The following is a 16,071-nucleotide window of genomic DNA, read 5'->3' as shown; positions in this document are numbered from 1 at the left end:
GAGAGGAGATACGGAACAAATGCTAAAGATACACACAGAGGAAAGAGTGATTGGACACGCTGAATGCTTGGTCATAGGTGGAGGTGTCATCGGCAGTTCCATTGCTTATCATGTGGCCAAGGAGGGAAGAAGTACGATTATGCTGGAACGATTGATCCCGGGTGAGGGAGCCTCAGGAGCAGCGGTTGGAATGCTGGCAGCGGAAAGTGAAGAGTTCACCGACTCTGAGCTATCACGATTTGCTCGCATAAGTCGAGATGCATTCCCTGAGCTTGTCTGTGATCTAGAGCGTTTGTCAGGTATTTCGGTGGAATTCCGTACTGAAGGGTTTGTGACCCCTTTCCGTACGGAGACTGAAGGCCAAAAACGCTGGAAAGCTGCTAAAACGCGAGAGGGTGATTGTCCTATCTGGTGGGATGCGAAAGAATTGGCCCGACGAATTCCAGGTTTGGATGAACAAGCGATCGGGGCAATATATCGTTCAAAGGAGACACAAGTGGCTCCTGTCCAGCTTTGCCGTGCTTATGCAGGTGCTGCTGCGGTGCTGGGAGCAACGGTATGGTCTGGTACACAGGCAGAGCAACTGGTCATACAGGATGGTCGAGTTTGCGGTGTCCGAACAGATAGTGGCTTTTTTTCCTGCGATCAGGTCATTATTGCCGGAGGCTTGGATAGCATGAAATTGCTAGCGCAGGTTGGGTTTGAATATCCACTTTATCCGGTCAAGGGCGAAGCGGTAGCGGTCTCCTTGAAGGATCACCCGTTAGAATATACCATTTATGCTGATGATATTTACCTCGTGCCTAAACAGAATAACGAGCTTTGGATTGGGGCAACGAGCCTTCCACATCAATATGACGAAGAGGTGACCGTAGGAGGCTTGGAGGGGTTGCTGGCACGTGCCTCTGCCTGGCTGCCGCGCGTCCGTGAAGCTTCTTTTATACGCGCTTGGGCGGGCTTACGTCCGCAGGCTGTATCAGGTCATCCTTTTATAGGCATTGTTCCTGGGGTCGAGGGCGTATATGCTGCAGTCGGGCATTATCGCAACGGTGTCCTGCTGAGTGATGCTACCGGGCGTGCGATGGCAGCTATGCTTAATGGGGCTTGTGCAGCAGAATTTGGGATAAGTAGTTTTTCTTCTGAGCTCCTCAAGGAGAAAAGCTTATGAAGCTGACGATTAACGGCCAGAGCCTGACCTTTTCTAATCGAATCACTCATGTGAATCAATTGCTACATGAGCTTGATGTAAAGGTGAAAACCGTAGTGGTGGAGCTGAATCGGCATATATTGACCCGTGAAGATCATGATGAAGCGGTACTGAAAGATGGAGATTGCCTAGAGATTGTACATTTTGTGGGAGGCGGTTGATTATGTTAACCATTGGAAAAGCATCTTTTACCTCGAGGTTGTTGTTGGGAACAGGAAAATTCTCTGATCTAGATATCCAATCCCAAGCCGTAGAGGCTGCTGAGACGGAAATATTGACGTTTGCTGTACGGAGATTGAACTTGGAGGAACGGGATAAGCAGCATTTTCTCGATATGCTGGATTTGAGCCGGTATACACTTCTTCCCAACACAGCAGGGGCTACAACAGCAGAGGAGGCGATTCGTATTGCCAAATTGGCAAAAGCCTCCGGCCTGTGCGATATGATTAAGGTGGAAGTCATTGGGGATAGCAAGACACTGCTGCCGGACCCATTTGAAACGTTGAAAGCTAGTGAAAAGCTGTTAGAAGAAGGCTTTATCGTGCTGCCCTACATATCGGACGATGTGATTCTAGCAAAGAGGCTACAAGAGCTTGGGGTACATGCCGTTATGCCTGGAGCTTCACCGATTGGTACAGGACATGGTTTGCTTAATCCGTTTTCATTAGGTCTAATTATTGAACAGGCGGAGGTTCCGGTTATTGTCGATGCGGGTATTCGCTCACCCGGTGACGCGGCAATAGCGATGCAGTTAGGGGCAGATGCTGTTTTGTTGAATACAGCCGTATCAGGAGCGAAGGACCCGGTAAAAATGGCCGAGGCCATGAAACTGGCTGTTCGTGCTGGAAGATATGGTTTTGAGGCGGGCATGATTCCTGTAAAGCGTTACGCTTCAGCAAGCAGTCCGACAGAAGGTATGGTTCAGGCATGAAGGTAACTGACAAATCCGGTGCAGGAGGAACACATCCAAGTGATCGTTATTCCAGACAGGAAAGATTCGCGCCCTTTGGACCGACAGGACAACGCCGGCTTGCTTCCTCTCACGTACTAATCATAGGTACCGGAGCGTTAGGTACAGGTATTGCGGAAACGCTCGTTCGCGGGGGTGTAGGTACGGTGAGCCTCGTAGATCGGGATTACGTGGAATGGAGCAATTTGCAGCGTCAGCAGCTTTTTCAGGAAAGTGATGCTGCGCAAAGATGTCCCAAAGCAGTAGCTGCTCAGCGAAGATTAAAGGATATTAATTCGGAAACGGTTATACATGCGCATGTACTGGATGTTGGGGTGGAAGAACTGGAAGAGTTGATTCAAGGGGTAGATCTCATAATGGATGCAACCGATAATTTCGATACCCGACTTCTTATGAACGACATGGCACTCAAGCATGGGATTCCATGGATTTATGGGGGATGTGTGGGCAGTTATGGTGTAACCTACACCATTTTACCGGGTCAAACGCCTTGTCTTCACTGTCTGCTGGGAACTGTACCGTTTGGTGGGGAAACCTGTGATACCGCCGGGATTATTCCGCAGGCTGTACAGATGGTAACGGCTAACCAAACTACGGAAGCCTTCAAACTTCTTGGCGGATATCCGGAAGATTTGAGAGGAAAGCTACTTTCGTTTGATTTGTGGAAAAATGAGTATGTAGCGATAGCAGTAAATAGCGTTAAAAAGGAGAACTGTCCTTCTTGCGGTAGCCAACCGACGTATCCATATTTGTCGGCCTCTCATCGGCAGAAAACAGATGTTTTGTGCGGCAGGGATACCGTTCAAATTAGACCAGCAAACCCGATACATCTGAATCTTGCAGAAACGGCAGATAGATTTGCTTCTTTGGGAGAGGGGGAAGTAGAGCGAAATCCGTTTTTGGTTTCCTTTAGTACAAGCGAGCATCGCTTGGTTGTTTTTGCAGATGGCAGAGCGCTGATCCATGGGACAAAGGACGTGGCAAAAGCAAGAAGTCTGTATCATCGCTATTTGGGTTAAACCATAAAAGCAGAAAGCCATTCTTTGGAGAATGATTTTCTGCTTTTTTGTTACAATAATATTAATATGCTTTAATGGATTATAACACAAACTTGTTCGTATCCAATATGTAATGCTATGTCCAAACCAGGTGGGTGAAAAGATGAGCCCGTTAATTTTGCTTGTGAATGTAAATGAAGCGTCTCCCGTAATTGTTCGTCCATTGGAGCAGGCAGGTTATCAGGTGGTACATGTTAGCAATACGACGGATGCAAGCTCTTATGTAGCCCATAATCCTGTGGATTTGTTACTGCTCAATATAGAAGAAGAACAGACGGTTTCGCAAGGCTTGCTTCGCACATGGCAGCAATACCATCCTCATGTCCCGCTATTAGCAATGACTTCATCAGATGAGGAAGACCATATTGTTTCCTGTTTTGAACAAGGAGCACATGATGTGATCGTTCTGCCCTTTTATCCTAGGGTTTTTCAGGCTAGAGTGGCTAATTTATTGCGAATTTTTGGTATTGAACGTGATGTGAAAAGGGCGATCGAGGCGGGTGATATACATATAGACAATGCAAGCAGAATGGTGAGCAGAGCGGGACAAAAGCTGGAATTAACTCCGAAAGAATTCGATCTTTTGCTTCATCTGGCGATACATCTTAACCAAGTTTGTAGCAGACAGCAAATTCTGAAGGATGTTTGGAAACATGATTATATCGTTGATACGAACGTTGTAGACGTCTATATCAGACATTTGAGGGTTAAAGTAGATAAGGGGTATAAGTTTAAAATGATCCGTACGGAACGAGGTATTGGTTATTCACTCAGAACACCAACCGTATCAGAATAGTATTGGGCATATAAAAAAAACCGGAACTTTTCGTCCCGGCTCGCATATTTCAAAATGAGTTTCATACTACAGCACGCGGCGTGCTTTAATGTATGTTCTTTTCCAGTTGCCAGAGTTCAAATCGGAGATGGTCACGCCAGGTCCGCCGTAAGTGTGCAAAATTTTACCCCCGCCCATATAGACTGCTACGTGGGTAATGTTGCGTCCTGTAGCACGACTACCGCTTGAAAAGAAAACTAAGTCGCCTTTTTTCAAATTGGACTTGGATACGGCATGTCCAACTTTAGACTGTTGAACAGAAGTACGCGGCAAATTTACTCCGTATTTCTTGAATATGTGCTTCATGAAAGAAGAACAGTCAAAATTACGTGTAGTGCTTGTGGAAGCTCCAAACTTATAAGGAGTTCCCATATATTTTTCACCGTAGTTAATTACTTTTTGGCCTACTGAAGTCGTAGTGGCGGCTTGTGCCGTATTTGTTCCCTCAATTGCAAAAGTACCAAAGCCGATCGTGGCTGCGACCCCTGCTATAATTACCTTTTTTATGATTTTCTGCATATTCATGTTGTAAGTACCTCCAAAAATTGATTTGTGCAATATTTTGCTGAGTTGCTAACTAACTGACAGCGTTGAGTATAACAGTTTTGAAGCCGCCTAATAGTTGGAAAAGAACGCTCAAATGCTTGAGGGACAAGACTTACACAGTGATTATTAAAAAACCATTAAAAATTACAATTTGTAAAAAATATATCGATTCATAAATCTCTATAAACGGAAAAACCCTTGTTCATCAAGGGTTTTGGGTGAAAAACAATTTATACAATGGTTACAACAATGTCATAATTAATCCTTGCTTTGAATAACGAGTAGTAGACCGCTTTTGATGGAAATCGTACCTTTTGAAGCCGTTAGCTTATTACTGACAGCACGCGATTGTCCCATTTTGAGGGTGGCATTATGCAGCGGATACATAAATCCTTCCAGTTGTATGCCTGTTACTTCGGAGGTCATAGGAAGCAGGGATGTATATGTATAGCCCATAGGCTGGATCTCAAGCGTTGATCCGGTGAGCTCAATATAATTATGTGCGTCCATAATAGCGCAGCTAATATGATGCTGCATTGCGCGTACCAATATTTGAACATTAGCCAATGTGTGGTCCATCCGGGTACCAGTCACACCAAGCATCAGTACATGATCTGCCTGTTCGTCCATAGCGATTTCTAAAGCAAGCTCAGTATCTGTTAAGTCTTTAAGTACTGGATCGCACGCAATCATACGTTGGCTTGCTGATTCTACCTTTTCTTTTTCCTCTGGTGTGATTGAATCAAAATCTCCTACAGAGATATGTGGTGTAATACCGTGCTCGATCAGGAAAAGAGCACCTTTATCTGCACCTATAATAAAATCATCGGGCTGTATTTGATGTAAATCTTCTTCATTAAGACGACCACCTGAAAATACAATCGCTCGTTTTTTTGTCATAATCAACATCCTTTCTTTCTGATACTATCCTATATATACCATCGTTTTTAAGTATACCGCGTTAAATATGGCTTGCACAATTTTGGAGGACATGGCTACAATGAAACAGAAAAAAGGAAGTGTAACGTGTAATAGGAAGGAGAACGAAATGATTAACGTTTTGTTTGTGTGTTTGGGCAATATTTGCCGCTCTCCGATGGGGGAGGCAATACTGAGACATAAAGCGCAGGAACGGGGATTGGGTGCAGAAATCGGGGTGGACTCGGCCGGGACAGGCGACTGGCACATCGGAAATCCTCCGCATGAGGGAACACTAAAGCAACTTAAACTGCATGGAATCAGCGAACAAGGCATACAGGCGCGGCAAATAACGGGCCGTGATTTTGACGCGTTTGATTATATTGTGTGCATGGATGACTCTAATGAACGAAACATGCGAAAGATTGCAGGTGGAGCGGAGGCAGATATTCTAAAATTTATGGATTTGCTCCCTCAAGAAAAATTAAGAGAAGTACCCGACCCATATTTTACAGGGAATTTTGAAGAGACCTATCGATTAATGGACGCAGGTTGCGACGCCTTGCTGGACAAGATCGTAGAAGAAAAGCTATAATGTGAACGACAGATGACGGCAATCATTGCCGTTTTTCGTTATACATTTGTGAAAGCGCAACCAAATCATGAAAAAGAAGAAGGAGCTTTATAACCTAGTAGGTCAAATGCTCCATTCCCTTTTAGTTACCTTGGAGAATTTACTCAGGCGCGATCCAAAAAATACATTAGCGCGTCAGGCAACTCGTTTTGCCAAAAGCCCCACAAATGTTTGCCATCCTTTTCACGGTAAGAAACTTCAGCGTTCCGTTCGCGCAGCAAATCTGCGCATTGACGGTTAAGCTCTACAAAGTTGTAAATGCCAGTATCACTCTCAAATGCATCTTCCTGAAGGCCAACCGTCATCCACACCCGCAAATGAGACAGATCTTTCTCACGGGCGATGATTTCCTGCGAAGCTTCATAGTAAGCACCTGAGAGGCTGATAATGCGGTTGAACAACTGAGGATACATCAAAGCCAAATGCAGAGACACACTGCCTCCCAGTGAATCCCCCGCCAAAATACGGGACGCTGCATCTTTTCTTATAGGATACTTTTGCTCTACATAGGGAATAATCTCTTCTGCAAAACAGGCGGTATACGCCTCAAAACGATTGCCAAAGGGAGCATACTCCTGCGTTCGAATTTTTGTATTCACTTCCACACCTACAATAATGAAGGGTTCGACGCCCTCATCTAGAATGAGGCGGTTGGCATGAGTTGCAATGCGGCCAAAATTGAAAAATTCTTCTCCGTCCTGACAGTACACGACCGGGTAGCTCAATATTTCATTATAGCCGGGCGGCAAATAAATCCGAAGAGTTCTGGTCTCGCCAAGAAAGCGGCTGTCTACTTCGTCTTTAAGGATGGTTCGTTTTAAATACCGAGAATCCGTCATTTTTCGTCACCTTTCTTGGGTATTATTTTGCATTCGGGATCACAATAAGTTAAGATTACCCTGATTGCAATAGATGTTTAAAATTTCAATCATGTACTAAGCTGTTACAGTAAAAAATATACCCTGTTACACACACAAAAATGTGACAAACTCAAAAAAAATAACTAAATCTTTGACGCGAGCGATATAACAGGTGTATAATAATCCTATAACAGCGGAACTTGATATTCAAATTTTTTTGTTGAGGTGAAGAAAATGAGCAAGGTTCCTTATGAAGTTTACACAGAGGAAGTTGAGGCGCTGTCCGTACTTTCTCCGGATGGTGAAATTATCAATAAAGATATGTTGCCTAAACTTACAGATGATCAATTGAAAGAAATTATGTATCGAATGGTATTTACACGTACTTGGGATGATCGTGCCGTTAACTTAGGCCGTCAAGGGCGTCTCGGTTTCTATGCTCCGGTATCCGGACAAGAAGCAACCATGGTTGGTAGCGAATATGCGCTCCAAAAAGAAGACTTTATTGCTCCAGGCTACCGCGATATTCCGCAAATCGTTTGGCATGGCCTGCCATTATACCAAGCTTTCTTGTATTCCCGTGGTCATCAACACGGCGGCCAAGTGCCGGACGGTGTTAATGTACTGATGCCGCAAATCATCATTGGCGCGCAAATTTTGCATGCTATGGGTATTGCTATGGGTTACAAGCTGAAAAAACAAAAACAAGTCGCCATTACATATACAGGTGACGGCGGTTCTTCCGAAGGTGATTTCTACGAAGGCCTGAACTATGCTGGTGTATACAAGTTGCCAGTTATTTTCTTTGTGCAAAACAATGGTTACGCGATCACGACTCCATTCTCAAAACAAACGGCTGCTCTTTCGATCGCTCATAAAGCAGTAGCTGCTGGTATTAAAGGCGTGAAAATTGACGGCATGGACGTGCTTGCAGTTATTAAAGCCGTTCAAGAAGCTGCAGAGCGTGGACGTAATGGTGAAGGTGCTACTTTGATTGAAGCCGTAACGTACCGTTTCCGTCCGCATTCCCTTTCTGATGATGCAACAAAATATCGTTCTAAAGAAGAAGAAGGCGAATGGAATGCGAAAGATCCAATTGCCCGCTTTGCGAAATACCTTGAGAAAAAAGGCCTTTGGACTGAAGAAGATACAGCTCGCGTAAAAGAAGAAGCTAAGGCAAAAGTGAACGAAGAGATCAAAAAAGCCGAGAAAACAGAGAAAATGACAATTCCTGGCCTGATCGATAGCATGTTCGAAACAACGCCTAAGCACTTGGAAGAACAAAAAGCTGATTTTAAATAATTGAACTTGAAAGAGACCGGGCCGTAACCCGATCCGGTCTGCTTTTCGATTGACCTGAACTGAAATTGATCTGTCAATGTTTAAGGAGGAAATGAAGCAAATGGCACAAATGAACATGAAAGAAGCGATTCGTGACGCACTGCGCGTAGAGTTGAAACGCGACCCTAACGTCCTGCTTTTCGGTGAAGACGTAGGTCATGTAGGTGGCGTATTCCGCGCTACAGAAGGTCTGCAAAAAGAATTTGGCGAAGAACGTGTATTCGATACTCCGCTGGCGGAATCCGCAATCGGGGGTCTTGCTGTCGGTTTGGGTATTCAAGGCTTCCGCCCTGTAGCTGAAATCCAGTTCGTAGGCTTTATCTTTGAAGCGCTTGATCAAATGGCAATTCAAGCATCCCGTATGCGTTACCGTTCCGGTGGACGTTACAATTCTCCAATCGTATTCCGTACACCTTTTGGTGGCGGTGTTAAGGCAGCCGAGCTGCATACAGATTCCTTGGAGGGCCTGCTGGCTCAAACACCTGGTATCAAGGTTGTTGTTCCATCCAACCCTTATGATGCAAAAGGTCTCATGATTGCGTCTATTCGCGACAACGATCCTGTGTTTTTCATGGAGCATTTGAACTTGTATCATGCATTCCGCGCTGAAGTTCCTGAGAATGATTACACAGTTGAACTGGGCAAAGCTAATGTAGTTCGCGAAGGTTCCGATGTGACGATCATTACTTACGGTATGATGGTACACACTTCGATTAAAGCTGCGGATGAGCTGGAAAAAACAAAAGGTATCAAAGTAGAAATCATTGATTTGCGTACCATTAGCCCGATTGACATTGATACCGTTGTTGCTTCTATTCAAAAAACCAATCGTGCCATCGTTGTTCAAGAAGCGCAAAAGAGCTCCGGTGTAGCTGCTGAAGTTATTGCACAAATTAACGAAAAAGCAATCCTGCATCTGGAAGCACCCGTTCTGCGTGTAGCAGGTCCGGATACCGTTTATCCTTTTGCTCAAATTGAAGATACTTGGTTGCCAACGCCAACACGTATCATTGATGCGGTTAATAAAGTATTGGAATTTTAATTAAAGCACACCGTAAATTTGGGAGGTTTTAAACGTGGCTAAATTTGAATATAAATTCCCGGAGCTAGGTGAAGGTCTTCACGAAGGCGAAATCATCAAGATGCACATTAAGCCCGGCGACAAAGTAACCGATGAAGATATCATCATGGAAGTACAAAACGATAAGGCTGTAGTTGAAGTTCCTTGTCCGGTTAATGGTACAGTACAAGAAGTATTTGCCAAAGACGGTGACATCTTTAACGTAGGTCAAGTCGTAGCTGTAATTGATGCAGAAGGTGAACTTCCCGAACAAGAAGATGCACCAGAAGCACCAGCTGCTAGCCCTGAGCCAAGTGCTGCTGCACAAAGCGGAGCTGCAGGTACAGCTAGATTTGAATATAAATTCCCAGAGCTGGGTGAAGGTCTTCACGAGGGCGAAATCATCAAGATGCACATCAAGGCCGGCGACAAAGTAACCGATGAAGATATCATCATGGAAGTACAAAACGATAAGGCTGTAGTTGAAGTTCCTTGTCCGGTCAATGGCACAGTACAAGAGGTATTTGCCAAAGACGGCGACATCTTTAACGTAGGTCAAGTCGTAGCTGTAATCGCTGCAGAGGGTGAACTTCCTGAACAAGAAGAAGCACCAGCTGCTGCTAAACAAGAACAGGATGCTGCACAAGGCGGAGCTAACACTAAACCAGCTGCAACTCCTGTTGCTTCTAACAAAGATGTACTAGCTACACCTAGCGTCCGCAAATTTGCTCGTGAGCAAGGTGTAAACATCGCTCAAGTGAGTGGCTCCGGCAAAAATGGTAAAATCACCAAAGAAGATGTAGAAGCTTTCAAAAATGGTGGAGGCCAAGCGGCTGCACCAGTAGCGAAAGAAGCTGCAAAAGCACAAGAGCCTGCTAAGAAAGAAGCGAAAGCTGCAGCAGCATCCGCACCAGCAGCAGATCCACGTGCTGAGGAAGAGCGCGTACCATTTAAAGGTATCCGCAAGGCTATTTCCAATGCTATGGTTAAATCGGCTTATACGGCTCCGCACGTTACGATTATGGATGAAGTAGATGTAACTGAACTGGTTGCTTTCCGTACTCGTATCAAACCAATTGCTGAGAAGAAAGGCACAAAAGTAACATACCTGCCATTCATCGTAAAAGCTTTGGTTGCTGCTTCCCGTCAATTCCCGGCTCTGAATGCCTCAATCGACGAAGAAGCAAACGAAATTGTCTACAAAAAATACTACAACATCGGTATCGCTACAGATACAGACAACGGTTTGATCGTTCCTGTTATCAAAGATGCTGATCGTAAGAGTATCTGGATGATTGCTGATTCCATTCGTGATCTGGCTGTGCGCGGTCGTGATGGAAAATTGGCAGCAAATGAGATGAGAGGAAGCACAATCTCCATCACTAACATCGGTTCCGCAGGCGGTATGTTCTTTACTCCAATCATTAACTTCCCTGAAGTTGCGATTTTGGGTACTGGACGCATCAGTGAAAAAGCAGTCGTGAAAAACGGTGAAATTGTTGCCGCTCCAGTAATGGCTCTTTCTCTGAGCTTTGACCACCGTATTATTGACGGTGCAACTGCTCAAAACTTCATGAACTATATCAAACAGCTGCTCGCTAACCCTGAGTTGCTTGTTATGGAGGTGTAATCAATGGTAGTAGGAGACGCTTCTCTGGATATTGACACATTGGTTATCGGTGCGGGTCCTGGCGGCTATGTAGCTGCCATCCGTGCCGCACAATTAGGACAAAGCGTATTGATCGTTGACAAATCTGAGCTGGGCGGTGTCTGTCTGAACCGTGGATGTATTCCATCCAAAGCTTTGATCTCTGCAGCTCATCAATACGAAGCAGCTAAACATGGCGAGTCTTTCGGTATTTCGGCTGAAAATGTAAAAGTAGACTTCGCTAAAACACAAGAATTCAAAAACGGCGTTGTTAAGAAAATGACAGGCGGCGTAAGTGGCTTGCTCAAAGGCAACAAAGTTGAAGTTTTCAATGGTGAGTGCATGTTCATCAACGAAAACGAAGCGCGTGTATTCAACGAACATGAATCACCACGTTACCGTTTTAAAAATGCAATTATCGCAACAGGTTCCCGTCCAATCGAACTGAAACCATTTCCTTTTGGTGGACGCATTCTGTCTTCTACAGAAGCATTGAACCTGCCTGAAATTCCGAAAAGCCTGATCGTAATCGGTGGTGGATACATTGGTGCAGAGCTCGGACAAATGTACTCCAAATTCGGTTCCAAAGTAACGATTATTGAAGGTATGGATACAGTGCTTCCTGGTTTCGACAAAGATATGACTTCGATCGTTGCGAAAAGCATGAAGAAAACGGGCATCGAAATCTTCACTGGTGCTAAAGCGGAAAGTGCAGAGCAAACAGATAAAGACGTAACAGTGAAATTCTCCGTTAACGGCGAAAGCAAAGAAGTAACTGCTGATTATCTGCTTGTAACTGTTGGACGTCGTCCAAACACAGACGGTGAACTGGGTCTGGATCTGATCGGCCTAGAACTGGATGAGCGCGGAATGGTGAAAGTTGATCACCAAGGACGTACTAGCATTCCTCACATCTTTGCAATCGGCGATATCGTAGCTGGTCTTGCTCTGGCGCACAAAGCTTCTTACGAAGGTAAAGTAGCTGCTGAAGCAATTGCAGGCGAGCCGTCTGTAGTAGATTACAAGTGTATGCCGGCTGTCGTTTTCACGGATCCAGAATGCTCCAGCGTAGGCTACACAGAGTCACAAGCCAAAGAAAAAGGCTACAATGTCAAAGTTGGCAAGTTCTCTTATGGAGCAAACGGTCGTGCGGTTTCCCTGAACGCTGCTGAAGGTTTTGTGAAAATCGTTGCTGACGCTGACACAGGTTTGGTACTGGGTACGCAAATCGTAGGTCTGGAAGCTTCCAACCTTATTGCTGAGCTGGGTCTGGCGATTGAAATGGGTGCTACACTCGAAGATATCTCCTTGACTATTCATGCTCACCCTACACTGGGCGAGATCGTTATGGAAGCAGCGGAAGTCGTGCTGGGTCATCCGATCCACGCATTGGCACCACGTCGCTAATACCATTTTTCATTATCTCGTTTTCGTTTTCATACATGACAAAGAGAGGCAAGGAGCGCTATATCTGCGCTCTTTGTCTCTTTTTTTTCAAACTTTAGGATTTTCAGGACTACCATGAAAATTCACACAGTACATGGTCAACGAAGTACCGTACATGATAAACTAACTATAGATATGGGTGCAGAAAAGAATTTTAAAGATTAGAATCTGGCGATGCCAGGTTTTTATTCATGCTCAAAGGAGAGGAATAACGTGCGTAACTATTTGGAACTGCTGGAGGATATTTTAGAGAATGGAGTAAAAAAAGAGGATCGTACAGGAACAGGTACACTATCTGTTTTCGGAAGGCAACTCCGTTTTGACCTGGCCAAGGGCTTCCCCTTGGTGACCACCAAAAGAGTACATTTGAAATCCGTTATTCATGAGCTGTTATGGTTTTTGCGGGGAGATACCAACATTTCTTATCTCAAGGAGAACGGAGTTACCATTTGGGATGAGTGGGCAGACGAGCAGGGGAATCTGGGGCCTGTATATGGGTCGCAATGGCGCTCGTGGGAAACAACAGACGGACAACATATTGACCAAATTGCGAATGTCATTGAAGCTATTAAAAAAAATCCGGATTCACGTCGACACATTGTCAGTGCTTGGAATGTGGCTGAAATCGAATCGATGAAGTTGCCGCCATGTCACTTTGTATTTCAGTTCTATGTAGCTGGAGGGAAGCTTTCCTGTATGCTAACGATGCGTTCTGTGGATACCTTTTTAGGGTTGCCGTTTAATATCGCAAGTTATGCATTACTAACGCATATGGTTGCACAGCAGTGCGGTTTGGAGCCCGGCGAATTTATTTGGTCAGGCGGCGATGTGCATATTTATTCAAATCATATGCAACAAGTGCATACACAGTTGGAACGTGATCCTTATCCGTTGCCTCAGTTGAAAATTCTGCGCAAGCCGGATTCGATTTTTGATTATACCTACGACGATTTTGCTTTTGAAAATTACGAATATCATCCAGGGATTAAGGCGCCTGTCGCCATTTGATTAGAGGAGGTGGGAAAATGGGCATTTCAATGATATGGGCTATGGCACAAAATGGTGTGATCGGCCGAGATAACAAACTTCCCTGGCGCCTCCCTAGAGACATGGCCTTTTTCAAAGAGCAGACGATTAATAAAACGGTACTCATGGGACGCAAAACGTGGGAATCCTTTGGAGGAAAAAGCCTGCCAAACCGGCGTAACGTTGTCTTGACCCGAGATCTGCGCTATCAGACGGAAGGTGCGGAAGTAATTCATTCAATGGAAGAAGGACTCCAATTAGCAAAGCAGGAAGAGTTAATGGTCATCGGAGGAGCAGAGATTTATTCACTGTTTTGGCCACATGCTGATCGGCTGATTGTGACTCGGATTGAGGAGGTTTTTGAAGGCGATACAACCTTCCCTGAGCTGGATTGGAACGGCTGGAATATAGTTAGTGAGACCCCAGGTATCAAGGATGACAAAAATCCCTATGAGTATCGTTTTGTTGTTTACGAGAGAACCGAATAAGAATAGACTATATCCGACCCCACTCATTTGAAAAATTAATAAACCATATAAAAAATCCTTTTGGCTGTTGATGCAGAAAGTTGCATAAGTTTTCATCACTTTTACGCTGTATTGTGATACAATAAATCAAATTCAATGAGAACAGACCCTTTCATAATACAAATAGACAAATTCGAATTTGACTTAAATTCTGAATGGATGATCGGGGTTCATAAGCGAAGAGATGGGGGAACGTAACATGTCTACACCAACTGGATTTATGGAATACACACGACAGCTTCCTACAGACCGGGACCCGGCAGAGCGTATAAAGGATTGGGAAGAATTCCATAAGCATATGTCTGAGGAAGAGCTGCGTACCCAAGGGGCGCGTTGTATGGACTGCGGAACCCCTTATTGTCATACGGGGATGGATATCATGGGAGCAACTTTAGGCTGCCCGGTTCATAATCTCATTCCGGAATGGAACAATCTCGTATATCGTGGTTTGTGGAAGGAAGCGCTAGAGCGGCTGCACAAAACGAATAACTTCCCAGAATTCACAGGTCGTGTTTGTCCTGCGCCATGTGAGGGTTCATGTACTGTGGGACTGATCGGACAGTCTGTTACAATTAAAACCATTGAGGAAGCTATTATCGAAAAGGGTTTTGAGGAAGGCTGGGTTGTCCCTAATCCGCCAGAAAAGCGTACAGGCAAACGAGTGGCTGTTGTCGGTTCGGGTCCGGCAGGTTTGGCTGCAGCGGCTCAGCTTAACAAAGCAGGGCACAGCGTGACTGTGTATGAGCGTGCAGATCGTGTGGGTGGATTATTGATGTATGGCATACCGTCCATGAAATTGGATAAAAAGGTTGTTCAGCGGCGTGTGGATTTGCTGGAGGCTGAAGGTATTCAATTCATCACCAATACGGAAATCGGCAAAGATATCCCTACCGATCAGTTGATTGGTGAATATGATGCTGTTGTTCTATGCGGTGGTTCTACGAAGCCAAGAGAATTCAACATTGAAGGTAGCGATTTGAAGGGTGTTCATTATGCGATGGATTATCTGAATGGTACCATCAAAAGTTACTTGGACTCCAATCTGGAAGATGGCAACTATTTGTCTTCCCAAGGTAAGGACGTTATTGTAATCGGTGGCGGTGATACGGGTTCGGACTGTGTAGCTACTTCTTTGCGTCATGGTTGTCGGAGTGTCACTCAATTTGGCACACATACCAAAGCACCTATGGAGCGTGACCCGATTGCCAATCCTTGGCCACAATTTCCAAACGTGTACTCTCTTGATTATGCACAGGAAGAAGCTAAGGCGCTGTTCGGAGAAGATCCACGTGAGTTCTCCATCATGACGACCAAATTTGTAGGTGATGAAAACGGTAATCTGAAAGAGCTGCACACCATTCAAATTCAACGGATTGTTGATGAAACAGGGCGCAAAATCTATCAACCGATTCCAGGTACGGAGCGCGTATTCCCTGCACAAATTGCTCTTATTGCCATTGGATTTGATGGTCCTGAGCAAACGATTGTAGAGCAAATTGGCTTGGAGACGGATCGTCGTTCCAACGTTAAAGCACGTTATGGAAAATATGTTACTAATGTGGATAAGGTTTTTGCTGCAGGTGATATGCGTCGCGGACAAAGTCTTGTTGTGTGGGCTATTAATGAAGGTCGAGAAGCTGCGCGTGAAGTTGATAAATACCTCATGGGCGCTACCGTTTTGGTGTAATTATAAATTTTATGTTACGGATCAGTCAAAGCTCCATCTTCGGATGGGGCTTTATTGTATTTCAAGCTGAGTCTGCCAGAAGCGAAAAATGAATAAATGATTATTGAGCTGTGAAACATTGTGAAATATATGTTATATAATATAACTTAAATTTAATCGTATCACCATATATTTCTTATCCAAATTGATCATAACATAAAAAAGAGTGTTTAGTGTAGCTTTTTTATAGAAAAAAGAATTATTTCACAAGAAAATCTGATATATATGTGTGATGTAAATTAACATACACATAACTTTCGGTGACTATT

16 protein-coding genes are annotated in these 16,071 nt (G+C 44.6%); 13 read left to right on the top strand and 3 right to left on the bottom strand.

Translation table 11 applies throughout. The annotated features are described in order from the left end of the window. Positions 1-19: 19 nt before the first annotated feature. The 5 genes from thiO (at position 20) to MHH57_RS13445 (ending at position 4,031) form a co-directional block, all read left to right on the top strand. Positions 20-1,168 carry a glycine oxidase ThiO gene (gene thiO / locus MHH57_RS13465; RefSeq protein ID WP_341070913.1) on the top strand — a complete coding sequence of 383 codons (1,149 nt, stop codon included), beginning with the start codon at positions 20-22 and terminating at the stop codon, positions 1,166-1,168. Continuing rightward, positions 1,165-1,368: a sulfur carrier protein ThiS gene (gene thiS, locus MHH57_RS13460; protein WP_029517436.1), complete on the top strand. Its 204-nt coding sequence runs from the start codon at positions 1,165-1,167 to the stop codon at positions 1,366-1,368. The genes thiO and thiS overlap by 4 nt, the downstream gene beginning before the upstream one ends. Positions 1,369-1,370: 2 nt before the next feature. Beyond that, positions 1,371-2,138, top strand: coding sequence for a thiazole synthase (locus tag MHH57_RS13455; protein ID WP_341070912.1), 768 nt, complete (start codon positions 1,371-1,373; stop codon positions 2,136-2,138). Then, positions 2,135-3,196: a ThiF family adenylyltransferase gene (locus MHH57_RS13450; RefSeq protein WP_342434204.1), complete on the top strand. Its 1,062-nt coding sequence runs from the start codon at positions 2,135-2,137 to the stop codon at positions 3,194-3,196. Before MHH57_RS13455 ends, MHH57_RS13450 begins: the two co-directional genes overlap by 4 nt. A gap of 142 nt (positions 3,197-3,338) precedes the next feature. Then, positions 3,339-4,031, top strand: coding sequence for a response regulator transcription factor (locus MHH57_RS13445; protein ID WP_341070910.1), 693 nt, complete (start codon positions 3,339-3,341; stop codon positions 4,029-4,031). Between the two features lie 66 nt (positions 4,032-4,097). On the opposite strand, the gene MHH57_RS13440 is transcribed toward MHH57_RS13445, so the two are convergent. Then, entirely contained in the window at positions 4,098-4,595 is a 498-nt protein-coding gene (locus MHH57_RS13440) for a C40 family peptidase (protein ID WP_069011717.1), read from the bottom strand. A 279-nt stretch (positions 4,596-4,874) separates the two neighbouring features. After that, a complete protein-coding gene (locus MHH57_RS13435; RefSeq protein ID WP_341070909.1) occupies positions 4,875-5,516 on the bottom strand; it encodes a thiamine diphosphokinase in 642 nt (213 codons plus the stop codon). A gap of 148 nt (positions 5,517-5,664) precedes the next feature. Here MHH57_RS13435 and MHH57_RS13430 point away from each other — a divergent pair, with 148 nt between their 5' ends. After that, positions 5,665-6,129, top strand: a complete 465-nt coding sequence (locus tag MHH57_RS13430) for a low molecular weight protein-tyrosine-phosphatase (RefSeq protein WP_029517442.1) — start codon at positions 5,665-5,667, stop codon at positions 6,127-6,129. A 143-nt stretch (positions 6,130-6,272) separates the two neighbouring features. Here the strand turns inward: MHH57_RS13430 and MHH57_RS13425 are convergent, their stop codons facing one another. After that, complete coding sequence (locus tag MHH57_RS13425) at positions 6,273-7,007, bottom strand: alpha/beta hydrolase-fold protein (protein WP_025724149.1); 735 nt, start codon at positions 7,005-7,007, stop codon at positions 6,273-6,275. 255 nt (positions 7,008-7,262) lie between these two features. Here MHH57_RS13425 and pdhA point away from each other — a divergent pair, with 255 nt between their 5' ends. The 7 genes from pdhA (at position 7,263) to MHH57_RS13390 (ending at position 15,763) form a co-directional block, all read left to right on the top strand. Beyond that, complete coding sequence (gene pdhA, locus MHH57_RS13420; RefSeq protein ID WP_029517443.1) at positions 7,263-8,330, top strand: pyruvate dehydrogenase (acetyl-transferring) E1 component subunit alpha; 1,068 nt, start codon at positions 7,263-7,265, stop codon at positions 8,328-8,330. Between the two features lie 100 nt (positions 8,331-8,430). Then, complete coding sequence (locus MHH57_RS13415; protein WP_013310510.1) at positions 8,431-9,411, top strand: alpha-ketoacid dehydrogenase subunit beta; 981 nt, start codon at positions 8,431-8,433, stop codon at positions 9,409-9,411. Between the two features lie 34 nt (positions 9,412-9,445). Beyond that, positions 9,446-11,059, top strand: a complete 1,614-nt coding sequence (locus MHH57_RS13410) for a 2-oxo acid dehydrogenase subunit E2 (RefSeq protein ID WP_208332708.1) — start codon at positions 9,446-9,448, stop codon at positions 11,057-11,059. Between the two features lie 3 nt (positions 11,060-11,062). Further along, complete coding sequence (gene lpdA, locus MHH57_RS13405; RefSeq protein ID WP_039271311.1) at positions 11,063-12,484, top strand: dihydrolipoyl dehydrogenase; 1,422 nt, start codon at positions 11,063-11,065, stop codon at positions 12,482-12,484. Between the two features lie 252 nt (positions 12,485-12,736). Next, the gene (gene thyA / locus MHH57_RS13400) at positions 12,737-13,531 is read left to right on the top strand and encodes a thymidylate synthase (protein ID WP_069011721.1); all 795 of its coding nucleotides are present in this window, start codon (positions 12,737-12,739) and stop codon (positions 13,529-13,531) included. 17 nt (positions 13,532-13,548) lie between these two features. After that, positions 13,549-14,037 (top strand): dihydrofolate reductase, encoded by a 489-nt coding sequence (locus MHH57_RS13395; RefSeq protein WP_069011722.1) that lies wholly within the window; start codon positions 13,549-13,551, stop codon positions 14,035-14,037. A 238-nt stretch (positions 14,038-14,275) separates the two neighbouring features. Next, positions 14,276-15,763, top strand: a complete 1,488-nt coding sequence (locus MHH57_RS13390; RefSeq protein WP_069011727.1) for a glutamate synthase subunit beta — start codon at positions 14,276-14,278, stop codon at positions 15,761-15,763. The last annotated feature ends 308 nt before the right edge of the window (positions 15,764-16,071 follow it).

It is taken from the genome of Paenibacillus sp. FSL H7-0442 (assembly GCF_038593105.1).
Classification (GTDB): domain Bacteria; phylum Bacillota; class Bacilli; order Paenibacillales; family Paenibacillaceae; genus Paenibacillus; species Paenibacillus polymyxa_D.
Note: the sequence above shows the minus strand (reverse complement) of the source record. Positions and strands in the feature narration are given on the sequence as shown.

Bases quoted from the DNA above. Each gene is read 5' to 3' on its own strand.
- thiO (WP_341070913.1), top strand. From the start codon at position 20: ATGCTAAAGATACACACAGAGGAAAGAGTGATTGGACACGCTGAATGC.
- thiS (WP_029517436.1), top strand. From the start codon at position 1,165: ATGAAGCTGACGATTAACGGCCAGAGCCTGACCTTTTCTAATCGAATC.
- MHH57_RS13455 (WP_341070912.1), top strand. From the start codon at position 1,371: ATGTTAACCATTGGAAAAGCATCTTTTACCTCGAGGTTGTTGTTGGGA.
- MHH57_RS13450 (WP_342434204.1), top strand. From the start codon at position 2,135: ATGAAGGTAACTGACAAATCCGGTGCAGGAGGAACACATCCAAGTGAT.
- MHH57_RS13445 (WP_341070910.1), top strand. From the start codon at position 3,339: ATGAGCCCGTTAATTTTGCTTGTGAATGTAAATGAAGCGTCTCCCGTA.
- MHH57_RS13440 (WP_069011717.1), bottom strand. From the start codon at position 4,595: ATGAATATGCAGAAAATCATAAAAAAGGTAATTATAGCAGGGGTCGCA.
- MHH57_RS13435 (WP_341070909.1), bottom strand. From the start codon at position 5,516: ATGACAAAAAAACGAGCGATTGTATTTTCAGGTGGTCGTCTTAATGAA.
- MHH57_RS13430 (WP_029517442.1), top strand. From the start codon at position 5,665: ATGATTAACGTTTTGTTTGTGTGTTTGGGCAATATTTGCCGCTCTCCG.
- MHH57_RS13425 (WP_025724149.1), bottom strand. From the start codon at position 7,007: ATGACGGATTCTCGGTATTTAAAACGAACCATCCTTAAAGACGAAGTA.
- pdhA (WP_029517443.1), top strand. From the start codon at position 7,263: ATGAGCAAGGTTCCTTATGAAGTTTACACAGAGGAAGTTGAGGCGCTG.
- MHH57_RS13415 (WP_013310510.1), top strand. From the start codon at position 8,431: ATGGCACAAATGAACATGAAAGAAGCGATTCGTGACGCACTGCGCGTA.
- lpdA (WP_039271311.1), top strand. From the start codon at position 11,063: ATGGTAGTAGGAGACGCTTCTCTGGATATTGACACATTGGTTATCGGT.
- MHH57_RS13395 (WP_069011722.1), top strand. From the start codon at position 13,549: ATGGGCATTTCAATGATATGGGCTATGGCACAAAATGGTGTGATCGGC.
- MHH57_RS13390 (WP_069011727.1), top strand. From the start codon at position 14,276: ATGTCTACACCAACTGGATTTATGGAATACACACGACAGCTTCCTACA.